The sequence below is a fragment of the Streptomyces drozdowiczii genome (assembly GCF_026167665.1).
GTDB classification, from domain to species: Bacteria; Actinomycetota; Actinomycetes; order Streptomycetales; family Streptomycetaceae; genus Streptomyces; species Streptomyces drozdowiczii_A.
Genome location: NZ_CP098740.1, coordinates 2,179,675 through 2,195,114, shown reverse-complemented (window position 1 = coordinate 2,195,114; position 15,440 = coordinate 2,179,675). Strand labels below are relative to the sequence as shown.

Annotated in this window: 16 protein-coding genes; 15 read left to right on the top strand and 1 reads right to left on the bottom strand. The window is 69.1% G+C overall.

The window, feature by feature from the left end; genetic code table 11:
• Window positions 1–45 precede the first annotated feature (45 nt).
• The 15 genes from prfA (at window position 46) to NEH16_RS09615 (ending at window position 13,566) form a co-directional block, all read left to right on the top strand.
• A complete protein-coding gene (gene prfA / locus NEH16_RS09685) occupies window positions 46–1,122 on the top strand; it encodes a peptide chain release factor 1 (RefSeq protein WP_073963916.1) in 1,077 nt (358 codons plus the stop codon).
• A gap of 48 nt (window positions 1,123–1,170) precedes the next feature.
• The gene (gene prmC / locus NEH16_RS09680) at window positions 1,171–2,016 is read left to right on the top strand and encodes a peptide chain release factor N(5)-glutamine methyltransferase (protein WP_018102642.1); all 846 of its coding nucleotides are present in this window, start codon (window positions 1,171–1,173) and stop codon (window positions 2,014–2,016) included.
• A 55-nt stretch (window positions 2,017–2,071) separates the two neighbouring features.
• Window positions 2,072–2,719, top strand: coding sequence for an L-threonylcarbamoyladenylate synthase (locus tag NEH16_RS09675; RefSeq protein WP_073963915.1), 648 nt, complete (start codon window positions 2,072–2,074; stop codon window positions 2,717–2,719).
• Complete coding sequence (locus NEH16_RS09670) at window positions 2,716–3,357, top strand: protein-tyrosine-phosphatase (protein WP_073963914.1); 642 nt, start codon at window positions 2,716–2,718, stop codon at window positions 3,355–3,357. Before NEH16_RS09675 ends, NEH16_RS09670 begins: the two co-directional genes overlap by 4 nt.
• 191 nt (window positions 3,358–3,548) lie before the next feature.
• Complete coding sequence (locus tag NEH16_RS09665) at window positions 3,549–4,970, top strand: MraY family glycosyltransferase (protein WP_265541073.1); 1,422 nt, start codon at window positions 3,549–3,551, stop codon at window positions 4,968–4,970.
• A gap of 260 nt (window positions 4,971–5,230) precedes the next feature.
• Window positions 5,231–5,668, top strand: a complete 438-nt coding sequence (locus NEH16_RS09660; RefSeq protein ID WP_073963912.1) for a hypothetical protein — start codon at window positions 5,231–5,233, stop codon at window positions 5,666–5,668.
• A 226-nt stretch (window positions 5,669–5,894) separates the two neighbouring features.
• Window positions 5,895–6,716, top strand: coding sequence for a F0F1 ATP synthase subunit A (gene atpB / locus NEH16_RS09655; protein WP_199879008.1), 822 nt, complete (start codon window positions 5,895–5,897; stop codon window positions 6,714–6,716).
• 67 nt (window positions 6,717–6,783) lie between these two features.
• Window positions 6,784–7,032 carry an ATP synthase F0 subunit C gene (gene atpE / locus NEH16_RS09650; protein ID WP_018102636.1) on the top strand — a complete coding sequence of 83 codons (249 nt, stop codon included), beginning with the start codon at window positions 6,784–6,786 and terminating at the stop codon, window positions 7,030–7,032.
• Between the two features lie 37 nt (window positions 7,033–7,069).
• Window positions 7,070–7,615: a F0F1 ATP synthase subunit B gene (locus tag NEH16_RS09645; RefSeq protein WP_018102635.1), complete on the top strand. Its 546-nt coding sequence runs from the start codon at window positions 7,070–7,072 to the stop codon at window positions 7,613–7,615.
• Window positions 7,612–8,427, top strand: a complete 816-nt coding sequence (locus tag NEH16_RS09640) for a F0F1 ATP synthase subunit delta (RefSeq protein ID WP_073963911.1) — start codon at window positions 7,612–7,614, stop codon at window positions 8,425–8,427. Before NEH16_RS09645 ends, NEH16_RS09640 begins: the two co-directional genes overlap by 4 nt.
• A gap of 136 nt (window positions 8,428–8,563) precedes the next feature.
• On the top strand, window positions 8,564–10,135 hold the full coding sequence (gene atpA / locus NEH16_RS09635; RefSeq protein ID WP_073963910.1) for a F0F1 ATP synthase subunit alpha: 1,572 nt from the start codon (window positions 8,564–8,566) through the stop codon (window positions 10,133–10,135).
• 3 nt (window positions 10,136–10,138) lie between these two features.
• The gene (locus tag NEH16_RS09630; protein WP_073963909.1) at window positions 10,139–11,053 is read left to right on the top strand and encodes a F0F1 ATP synthase subunit gamma; all 915 of its coding nucleotides are present in this window, start codon (window positions 10,139–10,141) and stop codon (window positions 11,051–11,053) included.
• Window positions 11,053–12,495 (top strand): F0F1 ATP synthase subunit beta, encoded by a 1,443-nt coding sequence (gene atpD, locus NEH16_RS09625; RefSeq protein WP_073963908.1) that lies wholly within the window; start codon window positions 11,053–11,055, stop codon window positions 12,493–12,495. The genes NEH16_RS09630 and atpD overlap by 1 nt, the downstream gene beginning before the upstream one ends.
• 109 nt (window positions 12,496–12,604) lie before the next feature.
• Window positions 12,605–12,979, top strand: coding sequence for a F0F1 ATP synthase subunit epsilon (locus tag NEH16_RS09620; protein WP_265541067.1), 375 nt, complete (start codon window positions 12,605–12,607; stop codon window positions 12,977–12,979).
• Between the two features lie 140 nt (window positions 12,980–13,119).
• Window positions 13,120–13,566 carry a DUF2550 domain-containing protein gene (locus NEH16_RS09615; RefSeq protein WP_020207372.1) on the top strand — a complete coding sequence of 149 codons (447 nt, stop codon included), beginning with the start codon at window positions 13,120–13,122 and terminating at the stop codon, window positions 13,564–13,566.
• A 78-nt stretch (window positions 13,567–13,644) separates the two neighbouring features.
• On the opposite strand, the gene NEH16_RS09610 is transcribed toward NEH16_RS09615, so the two are convergent.
• Window positions 13,645–15,417 (bottom strand): glycosyl hydrolase family 18 protein, encoded by a 1,773-nt coding sequence (locus NEH16_RS09610; RefSeq protein WP_374215669.1) that lies wholly within the window; start codon window positions 15,415–15,417, stop codon window positions 13,645–13,647.
• Window positions 15,418–15,440: the final 23 nt, after the last annotated feature.

Genomic DNA, 15,440 nt, shown 5'->3' with positions numbered 1-15,440 from the left:
CCACCGGCCGGCAGGCACGACGAGCGAAGGAACCAGGAGCCCGAGATGTTCGAGGCGGTCGAGGAACTGATCGGTGAGCACGCCGATCTCGAGAAGCAGCTCGCCGACCCCGCGGTCCACGCCGACCAGGGCAACGCGCGCAAGCTCAACAAGCGCTACGCGGAGCTGAGCCCGATCGTCGCGACGTACCGCTCCTGGAAGCAGTCCGGCGACGACATCGAGACCGCCCGCGAGCTCGCCGCCGACGACCCCGACTTCGCCGCCGAGGTCAAGGAGCTGGAGCAGCAGCGCGAGGAACTCACCGAGAAGCTCCGCCTCCTGCTCGTCCCCCGGGACCCCAGCGACGACAAGGACGTGCTCCTGGAGATCAAGGCCGGGGCGGGCGGCGACGAGTCCGCGCTGTTCGCCGGCGATCTGCTGCGCATGTATCTGCGCTACGCCGAGCGCGTCGGCTGGAAGACCGAGATCATCGACTCCACCGAGTCCGAGCTGGGCGGCTACAAGGACGTCCAGGTCGCCGTGAAGACCAAGGGCGGCAACGGCGCCACCGAGCCCGGCCAGGGCGTCTGGGCCCGGATGAAGTACGAGGGCGGGGTGCACCGCGTGCAGCGCGTGCCGTCCACCGAGTCCCAGGGCCGCATCCACACCTCCGCCGCCGGTGTCCTCGTGACGCCCGAGGCCGAGGAGGTCGACGTCGAGATCCACGCCAACGACCTCCGCATCGACGTCTACCGCTCGTCCGGCCCCGGCGGCCAGTCCGTCAACACGACCGACTCCGCCGTCCGCATCACGCACCTGCCGACCGGCGTCGTCGCCTCCTGCCAGAACGAGAAGAGCCAGCTCCAGAACAAGGAGCAGGCGATGCGCATCCTGCGCTCCCGGCTCCTCGCCGCCGCCCAGGAGGCCGCCGAGCAGGAGGCTTCGGACGTACGTCGCAGCCAGGTGCGTACGGTCGACCGTTCCGAGAAGATCCGGACGTACAACTTCCCGGAAAACCGGATCTCGGACCACCGCGTCGGCTTCAAGGCGTACAACTTGGACCAGGTGCTCGACGGTGACCTGGACGCGGTCATCCAGGCGTGCGTCGACGCCGACTCCGCCGCCAAGCTGGCCGCCGCCTGAGCCCACCGCCCGCCCCGCCCCGCCCGTGAACCCGTACGGAGAACCGCGATGAACCTGCTGCTCGCCGAGGTGGCCCAGGCCACCCAGCGGCTGGCCGACGCCGGTGTTCCCTCACCGAGATTCGATGCCGAGGAACTCGCCGCGTTCGTGCACGGAGTCAAGCGGGGCGAGCTGCACAACGTGCCGGACGCCGACTTCGACGCCCGCTACTGGGAGACCATCGCCCGCCGCGAGGCCCGCGAACCCCTCCAGCACATCACCGGACGCGCCTTCTTCCGCTACCTGGAGCTCCAGGTCGGGCCCGGCGTCTTCGTGCCCCGCCCCGAGACCGAGTCGGTCGTCGGCTGGGCCATAGACGCCGTCCGCGCGATGGACGTCGTCGAGCCGCTGATCGTGGACCTGTGCACCGGCTCCGGCGCCATCGCCCTCGCCATGGCCCAGGAGGTCCCGCGCTCCCGCGTGCACGCCGTGGAGCTCTCCGAGGACGCCCTGAAGTGGACCCGGAAGAACGCCGAGAACTCCCGCGTCACCGTCCACCGCGGCGACGCGCTCACCGCCCTGCCCGAGCTGGACGGCCAGGTCGACCTGGTCATCTCCAACCCGCCGTACATCCCGCTCACCGAGTGGGAGTACGTGGCGCCCGAGGCGCGCGACCACGACCCCGAGATGGCGCTGTTCTCCGGCGAGGACGGCCTCGACACCATCCGGGGCATCGAGCGCACCGCGCACCGCCTGCTCCGCCCCGGCGGCCTCGTCGTCATCGAGCACGCCGACACCCAGGGCGGCCAGGTGCCCTGGATCTTCACCGAGGAGCGGGGCTGGGCCGACGCGGCCGACCACCCCGACCTCAACCGGCGACCCCGGTTCGCCACCGCCCGCAAGGCGATGCCGTGACCCGGGCCCGCCACCCGTACCAGCCCTACCCGTACATGCTTGAGGAGGCCGGCTGATGGCACGGCGATACGACTGCAACGACGCGACCGACCGCACGACGGGGCTGCGCGAAGCCGCGTCGGCCGTCCGCCGCGGCGAGCTCGTCGTGCTGCCCACCGACACCGTGTACGGGATCGGCGCGGACGCCTTCGCCGCCGAGGCGGTCGGGGACCTCCTGGAGGCCAAGGGCCGGGGCCGCAACATGCCCTCGCCGGTCCTCATCGGCTCCCCGAACACCCTGCACGGCCTGGTCACCGACTTCTCCGAGCAGGCGTGGGAGCTGGTCGACGCGTTCTGGCCGGGCGCCCTGACCCTGGTCGCCAAGCACCAGCCGTCGCTCCAGTGGGACCTCGGGGACACCCGGGGGACCGTCGCCGTCCGGATGCCGCTGCACCCGGTCGCCATCGAACTCCTCACCGAGGTCGGCCCGATGGCCGTGTCCAGCGCCAACCTGACCGGCCACCCCTCGCCGGAGGACTGCGACGCGGCCCAGGAGATGCTCGGTGACTCCGTCTCCGTCTACCTCGACGGCGGCCCTACCCCCGGCATCGTGCCCTCCTCCATCGTCGACGTCACCGGCAAGGTGCCCGTCCTGCTGCGCGCCGGTGCGATCTCGGCGGAGGAGCTGCGCAAGGTGGTCCCCGACCTCGAGGTGGCCAATTGACCGCCCCCGAGGGGCGTGGCATAGCGGGGCGGCCCGACACTTTCCGCATCCTCCACGTCAGCACCGGCAACGTCTGCCGCTCACCGATCACCGAGCGGCTGACCCGGCATGCCCTGGTGCACCGGCTCGGGGACCCGCTCCAGGGCGGGCTGATCGTGGAGAGCGCCGGGACCTGGGGCCACGAGGGCGCCCCGATGGAGGCCAACGCCGAGGTGGTCCTCGCCGACTTCGGCGCCGACGCCACCGGCTTCACCGGCCGTGAGCTGCTGGACGAGCACGTCATCCGTGCCGACCTGGTGCTCACGGCCACCCGCGACCACCGCGCCCAGGTCATCTCCATGGGCCACTCGGCCGGGCTGCGCACCTTCACGCTCAAGGAGTTCACCAGGCTGGTCCGGGCGATAGACCCGGCCACCCTGCCCGACGCCCGTGAGGAGGGCGTGGTCGAGCGTGCCCGCGCCCTGGTCCGGGCCGCCGCCGCGCTGCGCGGCTGGCTGCTCGCCCCGACCGCGGACGCCGACGAGGTCCACGACCCGTACGGCGCCCCGATCACCTTCTTCCGGTCCATCGGCGACGAGATCAGCCAGGCCCTCGACCCGGTCGTCACCGCGCTGACCGGCGTCTCCGCGCCCCACTGACCGCTCGACGGCGGGCAGCGGGCCCATGCCGTTCCCGGACGCCGCATTCGGCCGTGTCCCGGATCGCGTCCCGGATGAGGGGCCTCGATGATCTTGCCGGGAGATGCCGTGCAACCATCGCGGACAGCTCCGTGTCCTCAACCATGGGACGTACCTAGTTAAGGTGTGGGCTGAGATGGCCGGCTATATCTGTGGGGCAGCCCGTGCGTGATTACCTGCTGACACTCTGTGTCACGGCCGCTGTGACCTACTTGCTCACCGGTCCGGTGCGCAAGTTCGCCATCGCGGTCGGGGCGATGCCCGCGATCCGCGCGCGCGACGTCCACCGCGAACCGACCCCGAGGCTCGGCGGCATCGCCATGTTCGGCGGGCTGTGCGCGGGGCTCATCGTGGCCAACCACCTCGCCAACCTCGACGGCGTCTTCGAGCTGTCCAGCGAACCGCGAGCGCTGCTCTCCGGAGCGGCGCTGATCTGGCTGATCGGGGTCCTCGACGACAAGTTCGAGATCGACGCCCTGATCAAGCTGGGCGGGCAGATGCTCGCCGCCGCCGTCATGGTCCTCCAGGGCCTCACGATCCTGTGGCTGCCGATCCCGGGCGTCGGCACCGTGGCCCTCACCCCGTGGCAGGGCACCCTGCTCACCGTGGCGCTGGTCGTCATCACCATCAACGCGGTCAACTTCGTGGACGGCCTGGACGGGCTCGCGGCGGGCATGGTGCTCATCGCCGCCGCCGCGTTCTTCCTGTACACCTACCGGCTCTGGTACGGGCACACCATCGAGGCCGCCGCCCCGGCGACGCTGTTCGCGGCGATCCTGATGGGCATGTGCCTCGGCTTCCTGCCGCACAACATGCACCCCGCGCGGATCTTCATGGGCGACTCGGGGTCGATGCTGATCGGTCTGGTGCTCGCGGCCGGGGCGATCTCGGTGACCGGACAGGTCGACCCGGACAACATGAGGCTCTTCGAGGGCAGTGAGCGCCAGGCGACCCACGCGATGCTCCCGGTGTTCATCCCGCTGCTGCTGCCGCTGACCATCATCGCGATCCCGGCGGCGGACCTGGTGCTGGCGATCGTCCGGCGCACCTGGAACGGCCAGTCGCCGTTCGCGGCGGACCGGGGCCACCTGCACCACCGGCTGCTCAACATCGGCCACTCGCACAGCCGGTCGGTGCTGATCATGTACTTCTGGTCGGCGCTGATCGCCTTCGGCGCGGTGGGGTACTCGGTGCACTCGACGTCCCTGTGGATCGTGATCGTGATCGTGGGGCTGAGCGCGCTCGGGCTGATCCTGCTCCTGATGCCCCGGTTCACCCCGCGCGCCCCGCGCTGGGCGGAACGCTTCGTGCCGCCCCGCTACCGCCGCAGACGGCGTCGTCCGGAGGGGCCTGGTGCCGCCGCGTCGGAGGAGGCCGCGGAGGGCCAACAGGGGCCCGTGGACGGCCAGATGGAGACGGGTGCGACGGGCGGGGCGGAGGGGGCCGCGGAGGAGCGTGAAGCGGCTGCCGGGGCTCCGGTCGCGGCGGGGGCCCACAGCGTCAACGGGGCGACCGCCATCGGCCACCGTTCGCGTACGGCTGACCGTCGGGCGGCCGGTTCCACCCGCCACTGAACCGGTCATCGGTGTGCATTAGCAGACAAAGCGACGCGGTGCACTGCTCACGCGTGCTTGTTAGCCCTCAGGTGTGACAGCAAGCACACTTTCTAGGTAAAGACCTCATCAAATAGTTTGTGATACCGTTCACGAAGCCCGGTGACAGAGCCGAAGGACCTGATGTAGCACGGTCCATCGGCCCGAGGCATCGACTCGGACCGGGCCTACGCTCGTCCATGACGACACACTGCCCACCCCCTGCAAGCGGAGCTGCCGCCATGCCGTCCAACGACGTCCGGACTCTCCTCCAGACCGCCGTACCCACCGCTGCCGCCGGCGCCGTAGCCGCCGCGATCAGCGCTGGCGTCGCGGGCGGCAAGGGAGCCCTGGGCGCGATCGTGGGGACGATCGTGGTCATCCTCTTCATGGGGATCGGACTCCTGGTCCTGCAACGGACCGCCAGGTCCATGCCCCACCTCTTCCAGGCGATGGGCCTCGCGCTCTACACCGCGCAGCTCCTGCTCCTGTTCATCTTCGTCGCCGTCTTCAAGAACACCTCGCTGTTCAACCCGAAGGCGTTCGCGATCACCCTGGTCGCGACGACCCTCGTGTGGATCGCCGCACAGGCGCGTGCGCACATGAAGGCCAAGATCCTTTACGTGGAACCCGAATCCGAGAAGGCCGGCAAGGCCGGGAAACCGGGGTCCGACGCGTGAAGGGTAGGGGCGGAATAAGTGCGGGGTCAGGACCCTGCTATCGTCCGGTTCCAACTGCGGCACTGCGGGCGCGTGCATGTGAGCTGACGCCTGCTCGATCGCGAGGCTCACATGCCTGACTGCCGCTCACACATCCGAAACACCAGTCCAGTGCCGAACCGCGGCTGCGCGCCGCGCCGACACAACGAGGTTGCCGTACCTATGCGCCACGCTGAAGGAGCCCGCGGTGAGTGCTGACCCGACACAGGTGCTCGCCTTCGAGACCGATTGCCACCTCTTCGACGGTTGTGGCTTTCCGGCACCCGGCCTGCACTCGTTCCTGTTCGAGCCCCTCTGGGGCGACGCGGACAGCAACTTGTACTTCAACAAGACGATGCTGCTGGCCCTGCTCGGCTCGGTGATCATCGTTGGCTTCTTCTGGGCCGCCTTCCGCAAGCCGAAGTTGGTGCCCGGCAAGCTCCAGATGACGGCCGAGGCCGGATACGACTTCATCCGCCGCGGCATCGTCTACGAGACGATCGGCAAGCGCGACGGCGAGAAGTACGTCCCGCTGATGGTCTCCCTGTTCTTCGTCATCTGGATGATGAACCTCTGGTCCATCATCCCGGTTGCCCAGTTCCCCGTGACGGCGATCATTTCGTACCCGGCGGTCCTCGCCGGAATCGTCTACCTCCTGTGGGTCGGCCTGACCTTCAAGAAGCACGGGTTCGTCGGCGCCCTCAAGAACTTCACGGGCTACGACAAGAACCTCGGCGGGGTCCTGCCGCTCTCGATGACCATCGAGTTCTTCTCGAACCTCCTGGTCCGGCCGTTCACGCACGCGGTCCGACTGTTCGCCAACATGTTCGCGGGCCACACGCTCCTGCTGCTCTTCACGATCGCCAGCTGGTACATGCTCAACGGCATCGGCATCGCCTACGCGGGCGTGTCGTTCGTGATGGTCCTCGTGATGACGGCCTTCGAACTCTTCATCCAGGCTGTCCAGGCCTACGTGTTCGTGCTGCTGGCCTGCAGCTACATCCAGGGCGCTCTCGCCAAGGGCCACTGAGCACCCCACTCCTGAAGCACCCGGTGGCCAACCCCCACCGGACATTGAAAGAGAAGGAAGAACCGGCATGTCCGCTCTCCAGACCCTCGCCGCCGGCGTCGAAATCAAGGGCAACCTCGGCTCGATCGGTTACGGCCTCGCCGCGATCGGCCCCGGCGTCGGCATCGGCATCATCTTCGGTAACGGCACCCAGGCGCTCGCCCGTCAGCCCGAGGCTGCCGGTCTCATCCGCGCCAACCAGATCCTCGGCTTCGCCTTCTGTGAGGCGCTCGCCCTGATCGGTCTGGTCATGCCGTTCGTCTACCCGACCTCCTGACCGGTCGCGAACAGCCCATTCGACGGAAGGCACTGACGTGAACCCCCTGGTTCAGCTCGCGGCGGAGGAAGCGGAAAACCCGCTCATTCCGCCGATCCCTGAGCTCGTCATTGGCCTCATCGCTTTCGTCATCGTCTTCGGCTTCCTCGCCAAGAAGCTCCTCCCGAACATCAACAAGGTTCTGGAAGAGCGCCGCGAGGCCATCGAAGGCGGTATCGAGAAGGCCGATGCGGCCCAGACCGAGGCCCAGAGCGTTCTTGAGCAGTACAAGGCTCAGCTCGCCGAGGCCCGCCACGAAGCCGCTCGTATGCGCCAGGAGGCGCAGGAGCAGGGCGCCGTGATCCTGCAGGAAATGCGTGCCGAGGGCCAGCGCCAGCGCGACGAGATCGTCGCCGCCGGCCACGCCCAGATCGAGGCCGACCGCAAGGCCGCCGCCGCCGCGCTGCGCCAGGACGTGGGCAAGCTCGCCACCGACCTGGCCGGCAAGCTCGTCGGTGAGTCCCTGGAGGACCACGCCCGGCAGAGTGGCACCGTCGACCGCTTCCTCGACGAGCTCGAAGCGAAGGCCGAGGCCGTCCGATGAACAGCGCGAGCCGCGAGGCACTGGCTGCCGCACGCGAGCGTCTCGACGCGCTGACCGACTCCACGTCGGTCGACGCGGCGAAGCTCGCCGAGGACCTGGCCGGCGTCACGGCGCTGCTGCACCGCGAGGTGTCGCTGCGCCGGGTCCTGACCGACCCGGCGCAGCCGGGCGAGGCCAGGGCCGAGCTGGCAGGCCGCCTGTTCGGCGGCCAGGTGGGCGGCGAAGCCGTCGACCTGGTCACCGGCATGGTCCGCTCGCGCTGGTCGCAGTCGCGTGACCTGGTCGACGCGGTCGAGGAGCTGGCGAACACCGCCGACCTCACCGCCGCCCAGCAGCGCGGTGACCTGGACGACGTCGAGGACGAACTCTTCCGGTTCGGCCGCATCGTCGCCTCGGACACCGGCCTGCGCGCCGCGCTCACCAGCCGGACCGCGACCCCCGCCGCCAAGGGCGAGCTGCTCCGCAGCCTGCTCGGCGGCAAGGCGCGGCCCGCCACCGAGCGCGTCGTCGTGCGGCTTGTCACCCAGCCGCGTGGACGTAGCCTGGAAGCGGGACTCGACTCCCTCTCCAAGCTCGCCGCGGAGCGCCGGGAGCGCATGGTCGCGATCGTCACCTCCGCGGTGCCGCTCAGCGACCGGCAGAAGCAGCGCCTGGGTGCCGCCCTGGCGAAGCTCTACGGCCGCGAGATGCACCTGAACCTGGACGTGGACCCCTCGGTCCTCGGCGGGATCGCGGTGCGGGTCGGCGACGAGGTCATCAACGGCACCATCGCGGACCGCCTCGACGAGGCGACCCGTCGCATGGCCGGCTGACACAGACGCAGCGCAACAGAACAGAGCAAGACCAGCGGCCCGGTTGGGCCGTGCAGAAACTGCAGAAGATTCCTGGGGGTCGGCCCCCAGACCCCTTAAGAAACTTCGGGCCCAACAAGGAGAGCAGGGAACCCAGATGGCGGAGCTCACGATCCGGCCGGAGGAGATCCGGGACGCGCTGGAGAACTTTGTCCAGTCGTACAAGCCGGACGCGGCCTCGCGCGAGGAGGTCGGTACGGTCAGCGTTGCCGGCGACGGCATCGCGAAGGTGGAGGGCCTGCCCTCCGCCATGGCGAACGAGCTGCTGAAGTTCGAGGACGGCACCCTCGGTCTCGCCCTCAACCTCGAGGAGCGCGAGATCGGTGCGATCGTCCTCGGCGAGTTCAGCGGCATCGAGGAGGGCCAGCCGGTGCAGCGCACCGGTGAGGTGCTCTCCGTCGGCGTCGGCGAGGGTTACCTCGGCCGCGTCGTCGACCCGCTCGGCAACCCGATCGACGGTCTCGGCGAGATCGCGACCGACGGCCGCCGCGCCCTCGAGCTGCAGGCCCCTGGCGTCATGGTCCGCAAGTCGGTGCACGAGCCGATGCAGACCGGCTACAAGGCCGTCGACGCCATGGTGCCGATCGGCCGCGGCCAGCGTCAGCTGATCATCGGCGACCGTCAGACGGGTAAGACCGCTCTGGCCGTCGACACGATCATCAACCAGCGCGACAACTGGCGCTCGGGCGACGTGAACAAGCAGGTGCGCTGCATCTACGTCGCCATCGGTCAGAAGGGCTCGACGATCGCCTCCGTGCGCGGCGCCCTCGAAGAGGCCGGCGCCCTGGAGTACACGACCATCGTCGCCGCCCCGGCGTCCGACCCGGCCGGCTTCAAGTACCTCGCGCCGTACACCGGCTCGGCCATCGGCCAGCACTGGATGTACCAGGGCAAGCACGTCCTGATCATCTTCGACGACCTCTCGAAGCAGGCCGACGCCTACCGCGCCGTGTCCCTGCTGCTGCGCCGTCCGCCGGGCCGTGAGGCGTACCCCGGTGACGTCTTCTACCTCCACTCGCGTCTGCTGGAGCGCTGCGCCAAGCTCTCCGACGACATGGGTGCCGGTTCGATGACGGGTCTCCCGATCGTCGAGACCAAGGCGAACGACGTGTCGGCGTTCATCCCGACCAACGTCATCTCCATCACCGACGGCCAGTGCTTCCTGGAGTCCGACCTGTTCAACGCCGGTCAGCGTCCGGCCCTGAACGTCGGTATCTCGGTCTCCCGCGTCGGTGGCTCCGCCCAGCACAAGGCCATGCGCCAGGTGTCCGGCCGACTCCGCGTGGACCTCGCCCAGTACCGCGAGCTGGAGGCGTTCGCCGCCTTCGGTTCCGACCTGGACGCGGCCTCCAAGGCGTCGCTGGAGCGCGGTAAGCGCATGGTCGAGCTGCTGAAGCAGCCGCAGTACGCCCCGTTCCCCGTCGAGGAGCAGGTCGTCTCCGTCTGGGCCGGCACCAACGGCAAGATGGACGACGTCCCGGTCGAGGACATCCGCCGCTTCGAGACGGAGCTGCTGGAGTTCCTGCGCCGCGAGCGCAAGGACCTCCTCACCAGCATCCGCGAGGGCGCCAAGATGTCCAACGACACGATCGAGGCCATCGCCGACGCCGTCGCCGCTTTCAAGCAGCAGTTCGAGACCTCGGACGGCAAGCTGCTGGGCGAGGGCTGATCGATGGGCGCTCAGCTTCGCGTTTACAAGCGCCGCATCCGCTCCGTCACCGCCACGAAGAAGATCACCAAGGCGATGGAGATGATCGCCGCCTCGCGCATCGTCAAGGCGCAGCGCCAGGTGGCGGCGTCGACGCCGTACGCCACCGAGCTGACCCGCGCGGTGACCGCGGTGGCGACCGGCTCCACCACCAAGCACCCGCTGACCACCGAGGCCGAGTCCCCGGCCCGGGCCGCGATCCTGCTCATCACGAGCGACCGCGGTCTGGCCGGCGGTTACTCCTCCAACGCCATCAAGGCCGCGGAGAGGCTGACCGAGCGGCTGCGCGGTGAGGGCAAGGAGGTCGACACGTACGTGATCGGCCGCAAGGGTGTCGCCTACTACGGGTTCCGCGAGCGCAAGATCGCGGACTCGTGGACCGGCTTCACCGACAGCCCGACGTACGCGGATGCCAAGCGGGCGGCTGCCCCGCTGATCGAGGCGGTGTCCCAGGAGACCGCCGAGGGCGGTGTCGACGAGCTGCACATCGTCTTCACGGAGTTCGTGTCGATGATGACGCAGAACCCGGTCGACGACCGGATGCTGCCGCTCAGTCTCGGTGCCACGGAGCAGGAGACCGGCAAGGGCGAGATCCTGCCGCTCTTCGACTTCGAGCCGTCGGCGGAGGACGTCCTCGACGCCCTGCTTCCGCGGTACGTCGAGAGCCGTATCTACAACGCGCTGCTGCAGGCCGCTGCTTCCGAGCACGCCGCCCGCCGCCGCGCGATGAAGTCGGCCACCGACAACGCCGGTGAGCTCATCAAGACGCTCTCCCGGCTTGCCAACGCGGCCCGCCAGGCCGAAATCACCCAGGAAATCAGCGAGATCGTCGGTGGTGCCAGTGCGCTGGCCGACGCGACCGCGGGGAGTGACAAGTAATGACGACCACAGTTGAGACGGCCGTTGCCACGGGCCGCGTCGCCCGGGTCATCGGCCCGGTCGTCGACGTGGAGTTCCCCGTCGACGCGATGCCGGACATCTACAACGCGCTGACCGTCGAGGTGGCCGACCCGGCCGAGGACGGCAAGCTCAAGACGCTGACGCTCGAGGTCGCCCAGCACCTCGGTGACGGCGTGATCCGCGCGATCTCGATGCAGCCCACCGACGGTCTGGTCCGCCAGGCCCCGGTGACCGACACGGGCACGGGCATCACCGTCCCCGTCGGTGACATCACCAAGGGCAAGGTGTTCAACACCCTCGGCCAGATCCTCAACAAGCCCGAGGCCGAGGCCGAGGTCACCGAGCGCTGGCCGATCCACCGCAAGGCGCCCAACTTCGACCAGCTCGAGTCCAAGACCGAGATGTTCGAGACCGGCGTCAAGGTCATCGACCTCCTCACCCCGTACGTCAAGGGTGGAAAGATCGGTCTGTTCGGTGGTGCCGGTGTCGGCAAGACCGTGCTGATCCAGGAGATGATCTACCGCGTCGCCAACAACCACGACGGTGTGTCGGTGTTCGCGGGCGTCGGTGAGCGCACCCGTGAGGGCAACGACCTCATCGAGGAGATGGCCGACTCCGGCGTCATCGACAAGACGGCGCTCGTCTTCGGCCAGATGGACGAGCCGCCGGGGACCCGTCTCCGCGTCGCCCTGGCCGGTCTGACCATGGCGGAGTACTTCCGCGATGTGCAGAAGCAGGACGTGCTCTTCTTCATCGACAACATCTTCCGGTACACCCAGGCCGGTTCCGAGGTGTCCACCCTGCTCGGCCGTATGCCGTCCGCGGTGGGTTACCAGCCGAACCTGGCCGACGAGATGGGTCTGCTCCAGGAGCGCATCACGTCGACCCGCGGTCACTCGATCACCTCGATGCAGGCGATCTACGTCCCCGCGGACGACCTGACCGACCCGGCGCCGGCGACCACCTTCGCCCACCTCGACGCGACGACGGTTCTCTCCCGTCCGATCTCCGAGAAGGGCATCTACCCGGCCGTGGACCCGCTGGACTCGACGTCCCGCATCCTCGACCCGCGGTACATCGCCGAGGACCACTACGCGGCCGCCATGCGTGTCAAGGGGATCCTGCAGAAGTACAAGGACCTCCAGGACATCATCGCGATCCTCGGTATCGACGAGCTGGGCGAGGAGGACAAGCTCGTCGTCCACCGTGCCCGTCGCGTCGAGCGCTTCCTGTCGCAGAACACCCACGTCGCCAAGCAGTTCACCGGCGTGGACGGTTCGGACGTTCCGCTCGACGAGTCGATCGCCGCGTTCAACGCCATCTGCGACGGTGAGTACGACCACTTCCCCGAGCAGGCGTTCTTCATGTGCGGTGGCATCGAGGACCTGAAGGCCAACGCCAAGGAGCTCGGCGTCTCCTGAGCCCCCGGCTCACCGAGGGGGGCGGGTGCGTCCCGTCCCCCTCACCACGCCCCGTAGAATTGACCCAACACCCGGCACGACCGCCGGGTGGTGACCCGAGGAGCCACCCTTGGCTGCTGAGCTGCACGTCGAGCTGGTCGCCGCGGACCGCAGTGTCTGGTCCGGCGAGGCCACCCTGGTCGTCGCGCGCACCACGTCCGGCGACATCGGCGTCATGCCCGGTCACCAGCCGCTTCTGGGTGTGCTGGAATCGGGCCCGGTGACGATCCGTACGAGCGAGGGCGCGACCGTCGTCGCCGCCGTGCACGGCGGTTTCATCTCGTTCGCCGACGACAAGCTGTCGCTTCTCGCGGAGATCGCGGAGCTTGCCGACGAGATCGACGTCGAGCGCGCGGAGCGTGCGCTCGAGCGTGCGAAGTCGGACACGGACGGCGCTTCCGAGCGGCGCGCCGAAGTGCGACTGCGTGCGGTGGCGGCACACTAGCCACCTCACGACATGGTTTTACCCTCAGCCGCGGCCCGTGCCGGAGACCCCTCCGGACCGTGTCGCGGCTGAGGCGATGCAGATGCAGGTGACGTACGGACGGTGTCCGTCTACTCGATGATGCGAGGAGGTCGGTGGAGATGTACCTCGCGCTGTGGGTGGGCGGACTGGTCGTCGCACTGGTCGCGCTGGGACTCTTCGTCTTCGGTCTGCGCCGGCGGCTGATCCAGCGCTCCGGCGGGACCTTCGACTGCAGTCTCCGGTGGAACGTACCCGAGGAACCCGACCTGTCCGGCAAGGGCTGGGTGTACGGCGTCGCCCGGTACAGCGGCGACAAGGTGAACTGGTTCCGCGTCTTCAGCTACTCGCCGCGTCCGCGCCGGGTCCTGGAGCGGTCCGCGATCGAGGTCGTGGCCCGCCGGATGCCGGAGGGCGAGGAGGAGCTGGCGCTGCTCTCCGACGCGATCGTGCTCGGCTGTCTCCACCGGGAGACCCGCCTGGAGCTGGCGATGAGCGAGGACGCGCTGACCGGTTTCCTGGCCTGGCTGGAGGCGGCCCCGCCCGGCCAGCGGGTGAACGTGGCCTAGGGACGTACACACCGAAAACCGGGGAGACAGGGGGCGGACCTGTCTCCCCGGCGTTTTCGGGGGGTGGAGCCTCGGGGGTTACTTGAGGCCGGTGTTCATCGCGCTCACGAGTTCACCGTTGCTGGTGTCGCCGCTGAACTCCCAGAAGAACGCGCCTCCCAGGCCCTGCGTCTTCGCCCAGGCCATCTTCGACTTGATGGTGGCCGGGGTGTCGTAGCTCCACCAGTTGGTGCCGCAGTGGGCGTACGCGGTGCCGGCGATCGTGCCGGTGGCCGGGCAGGTGTTCTTGAGGACCTTGTAGTCCTCGATGCCCGCCTCGTACGTGCCGGGCGCGGCGCCGGTGGCGGTGCCGCCGGGCGCGTCCTGGGTGACGCCGGTCCAACCGCGGCCGTAGAAGCCGATGCCGAGCAGCAGCTTGGACGCGGGGACGCCCTGGGCCTTCAGCTTGGCGATGGCGTCGGCGGAGTTGAAGCCGGCGATCGGGATGCCGGAGTACGAGTTCAGCGGGGAGTGCGGGGCGGTCGGGCCCTTCGCGTCCCAGGCGCCGAAGAAGTCGTACGTCATCACGTTGTACCAGTTGAGCGACTGCGCGGCGCCGGCGTAGTCCGCCAGGTCGATCTTGCCGCCCTGGGAGCCGTCGGCCGTGATGGCGGCGGTGACCAGGTTGCTGCTGCCGAACTTGGTACGCAGCGCCGAGGTGAGCTTCTTCAGCGCGTCCGGGCCGCTGGTGTCACAGGTCAGGCCGCAGGCGTTGGGGTACTCCCAGTCGATGTCGATGCCGTCGAAGACATCGGCCCAGCGCGGGTCCTCGACCAGCTTGTAGCAGGAGTCGGCGAACGCGGCCGGGTTCTTCGCGGCCTCACCGAAGCCGCCGGACCAGGTCCAGCCGCCGAAGGACCACAGCACCTTGATGTGGGGGTACTTCGCCTTCAGCTTGCGCAGCTGGTTGAAGCTACCGCGCAGCGGCTGGTCCCAGGTGTCGGCGACGCCGTCCACGGACTTGTCCGCGGTGTACGCCATGTCGTAGTCGGCGTACGAGTCACCGATGGTGCACTTGCCGCCCTGGACGTTGCCGAAGGCGTAGTTGATGTGCGTGATCTTCGCGGCCGAACCGGAGGTGTCCATGTTCTTGACGTGGTAGTTCCGGCCGTAGACGCCCCAGTCGGTGAAGTAACCGAGGTTGACCTTGTCGCCGGTGCCCGGCTCGCCGGGGTCGGTGCCGCCGCCGCCGGTGGTGTGGACCTTGACCGCGCCGCTGACCGGGCCGGTCTGGTCGGCGGTGTCCCGCGCCTGCACGCTGTACGAGTAGTCCGTGCCGGCGGTGAGGCCGGTGTTCGTGTACGTGGTGCCGGTGACCGTGGCGACGACCGAGCCGTCCCGGAGGACGTCGTAGTTCTTGACGCCCTTGTCGTCGGTGGCCGCGGTCCAGCTGAGCTTCGCCGAGGTGTCGGTGACGGCGCTCGCGGTGGGGGTGCCCGGCGCCGACGGGGGATTGTCACCCGGGACGGTGGGGCCGCCGTCGCAGGAGGCGCCGTTCAGCGTGCAGTTGGTGGCGGCGCCGCTGCCGGAGCCGGTGCCGTTGAAGCCGAAGGAGACGCTGGCGCCGGGGGCGATGGTGCCGTTCCAGCCGACGTTCTTGGCGGTCCAGTGGTTGCCCGTGTGGGTGACGGTGGCGTCCCAGGCGGAGCCGACGCCGGTGCCGCTCGGGAAGTCCCACTCGATGGTCCAGGAGCTGAGGGAGGTGGTGCCGGTGTTCTTCACCGTCCACTGGCCCTCGAAGCCCGTGCCCCAGTCGGTCTTCTTGACGTACGTGGCCGTGGCGGAGGTCGCCGCCTCGGCGGGGGAGGCCATGCCGACCATGGCGGCGAGGGGAA

Excerpts from the sequence above, each read along its gene's own strand:
- atpD (WP_073963908.1), top strand. The coding sequence starts at position 11,053 with ATGACGACCACAGTTGAGACGGCCGTTGCCACGGGCCGCGTCGCCCGG.
- NEH16_RS09610 (WP_374215669.1), bottom strand. The coding sequence starts at position 15,417 with ATGGCCTCCCCCGCCGAGGCGGCGACCTCCGCCACGGCCACGTACGTC.
- prfA (WP_073963916.1), top strand. The coding sequence starts at position 46 with ATGTTCGAGGCGGTCGAGGAACTGATCGGTGAGCACGCCGATCTCGAG.
- NEH16_RS09675 (WP_073963915.1), top strand. The coding sequence starts at position 2,072 with ATGGCACGGCGATACGACTGCAACGACGCGACCGACCGCACGACGGGG.
- NEH16_RS09640 (WP_073963911.1), top strand. The coding sequence starts at position 7,612 with ATGAACAGCGCGAGCCGCGAGGCACTGGCTGCCGCACGCGAGCGTCTC.
- atpA (WP_073963910.1), top strand. The coding sequence starts at position 8,564 with ATGGCGGAGCTCACGATCCGGCCGGAGGAGATCCGGGACGCGCTGGAG.
- NEH16_RS09615 (WP_020207372.1), top strand. The coding sequence starts at position 13,120 with ATGTACCTCGCGCTGTGGGTGGGCGGACTGGTCGTCGCACTGGTCGCG.
- NEH16_RS09660 (WP_073963912.1), top strand. The coding sequence starts at position 5,231 with ATGCCGTCCAACGACGTCCGGACTCTCCTCCAGACCGCCGTACCCACC.
- atpE (WP_018102636.1), top strand. The coding sequence starts at position 6,784 with ATGTCCGCTCTCCAGACCCTCGCCGCCGGCGTCGAAATCAAGGGCAAC.
- prmC (WP_018102642.1), top strand. The coding sequence starts at position 1,171 with ATGAACCTGCTGCTCGCCGAGGTGGCCCAGGCCACCCAGCGGCTGGCC.
- NEH16_RS09630 (WP_073963909.1), top strand. The coding sequence starts at position 10,139 with ATGGGCGCTCAGCTTCGCGTTTACAAGCGCCGCATCCGCTCCGTCACC.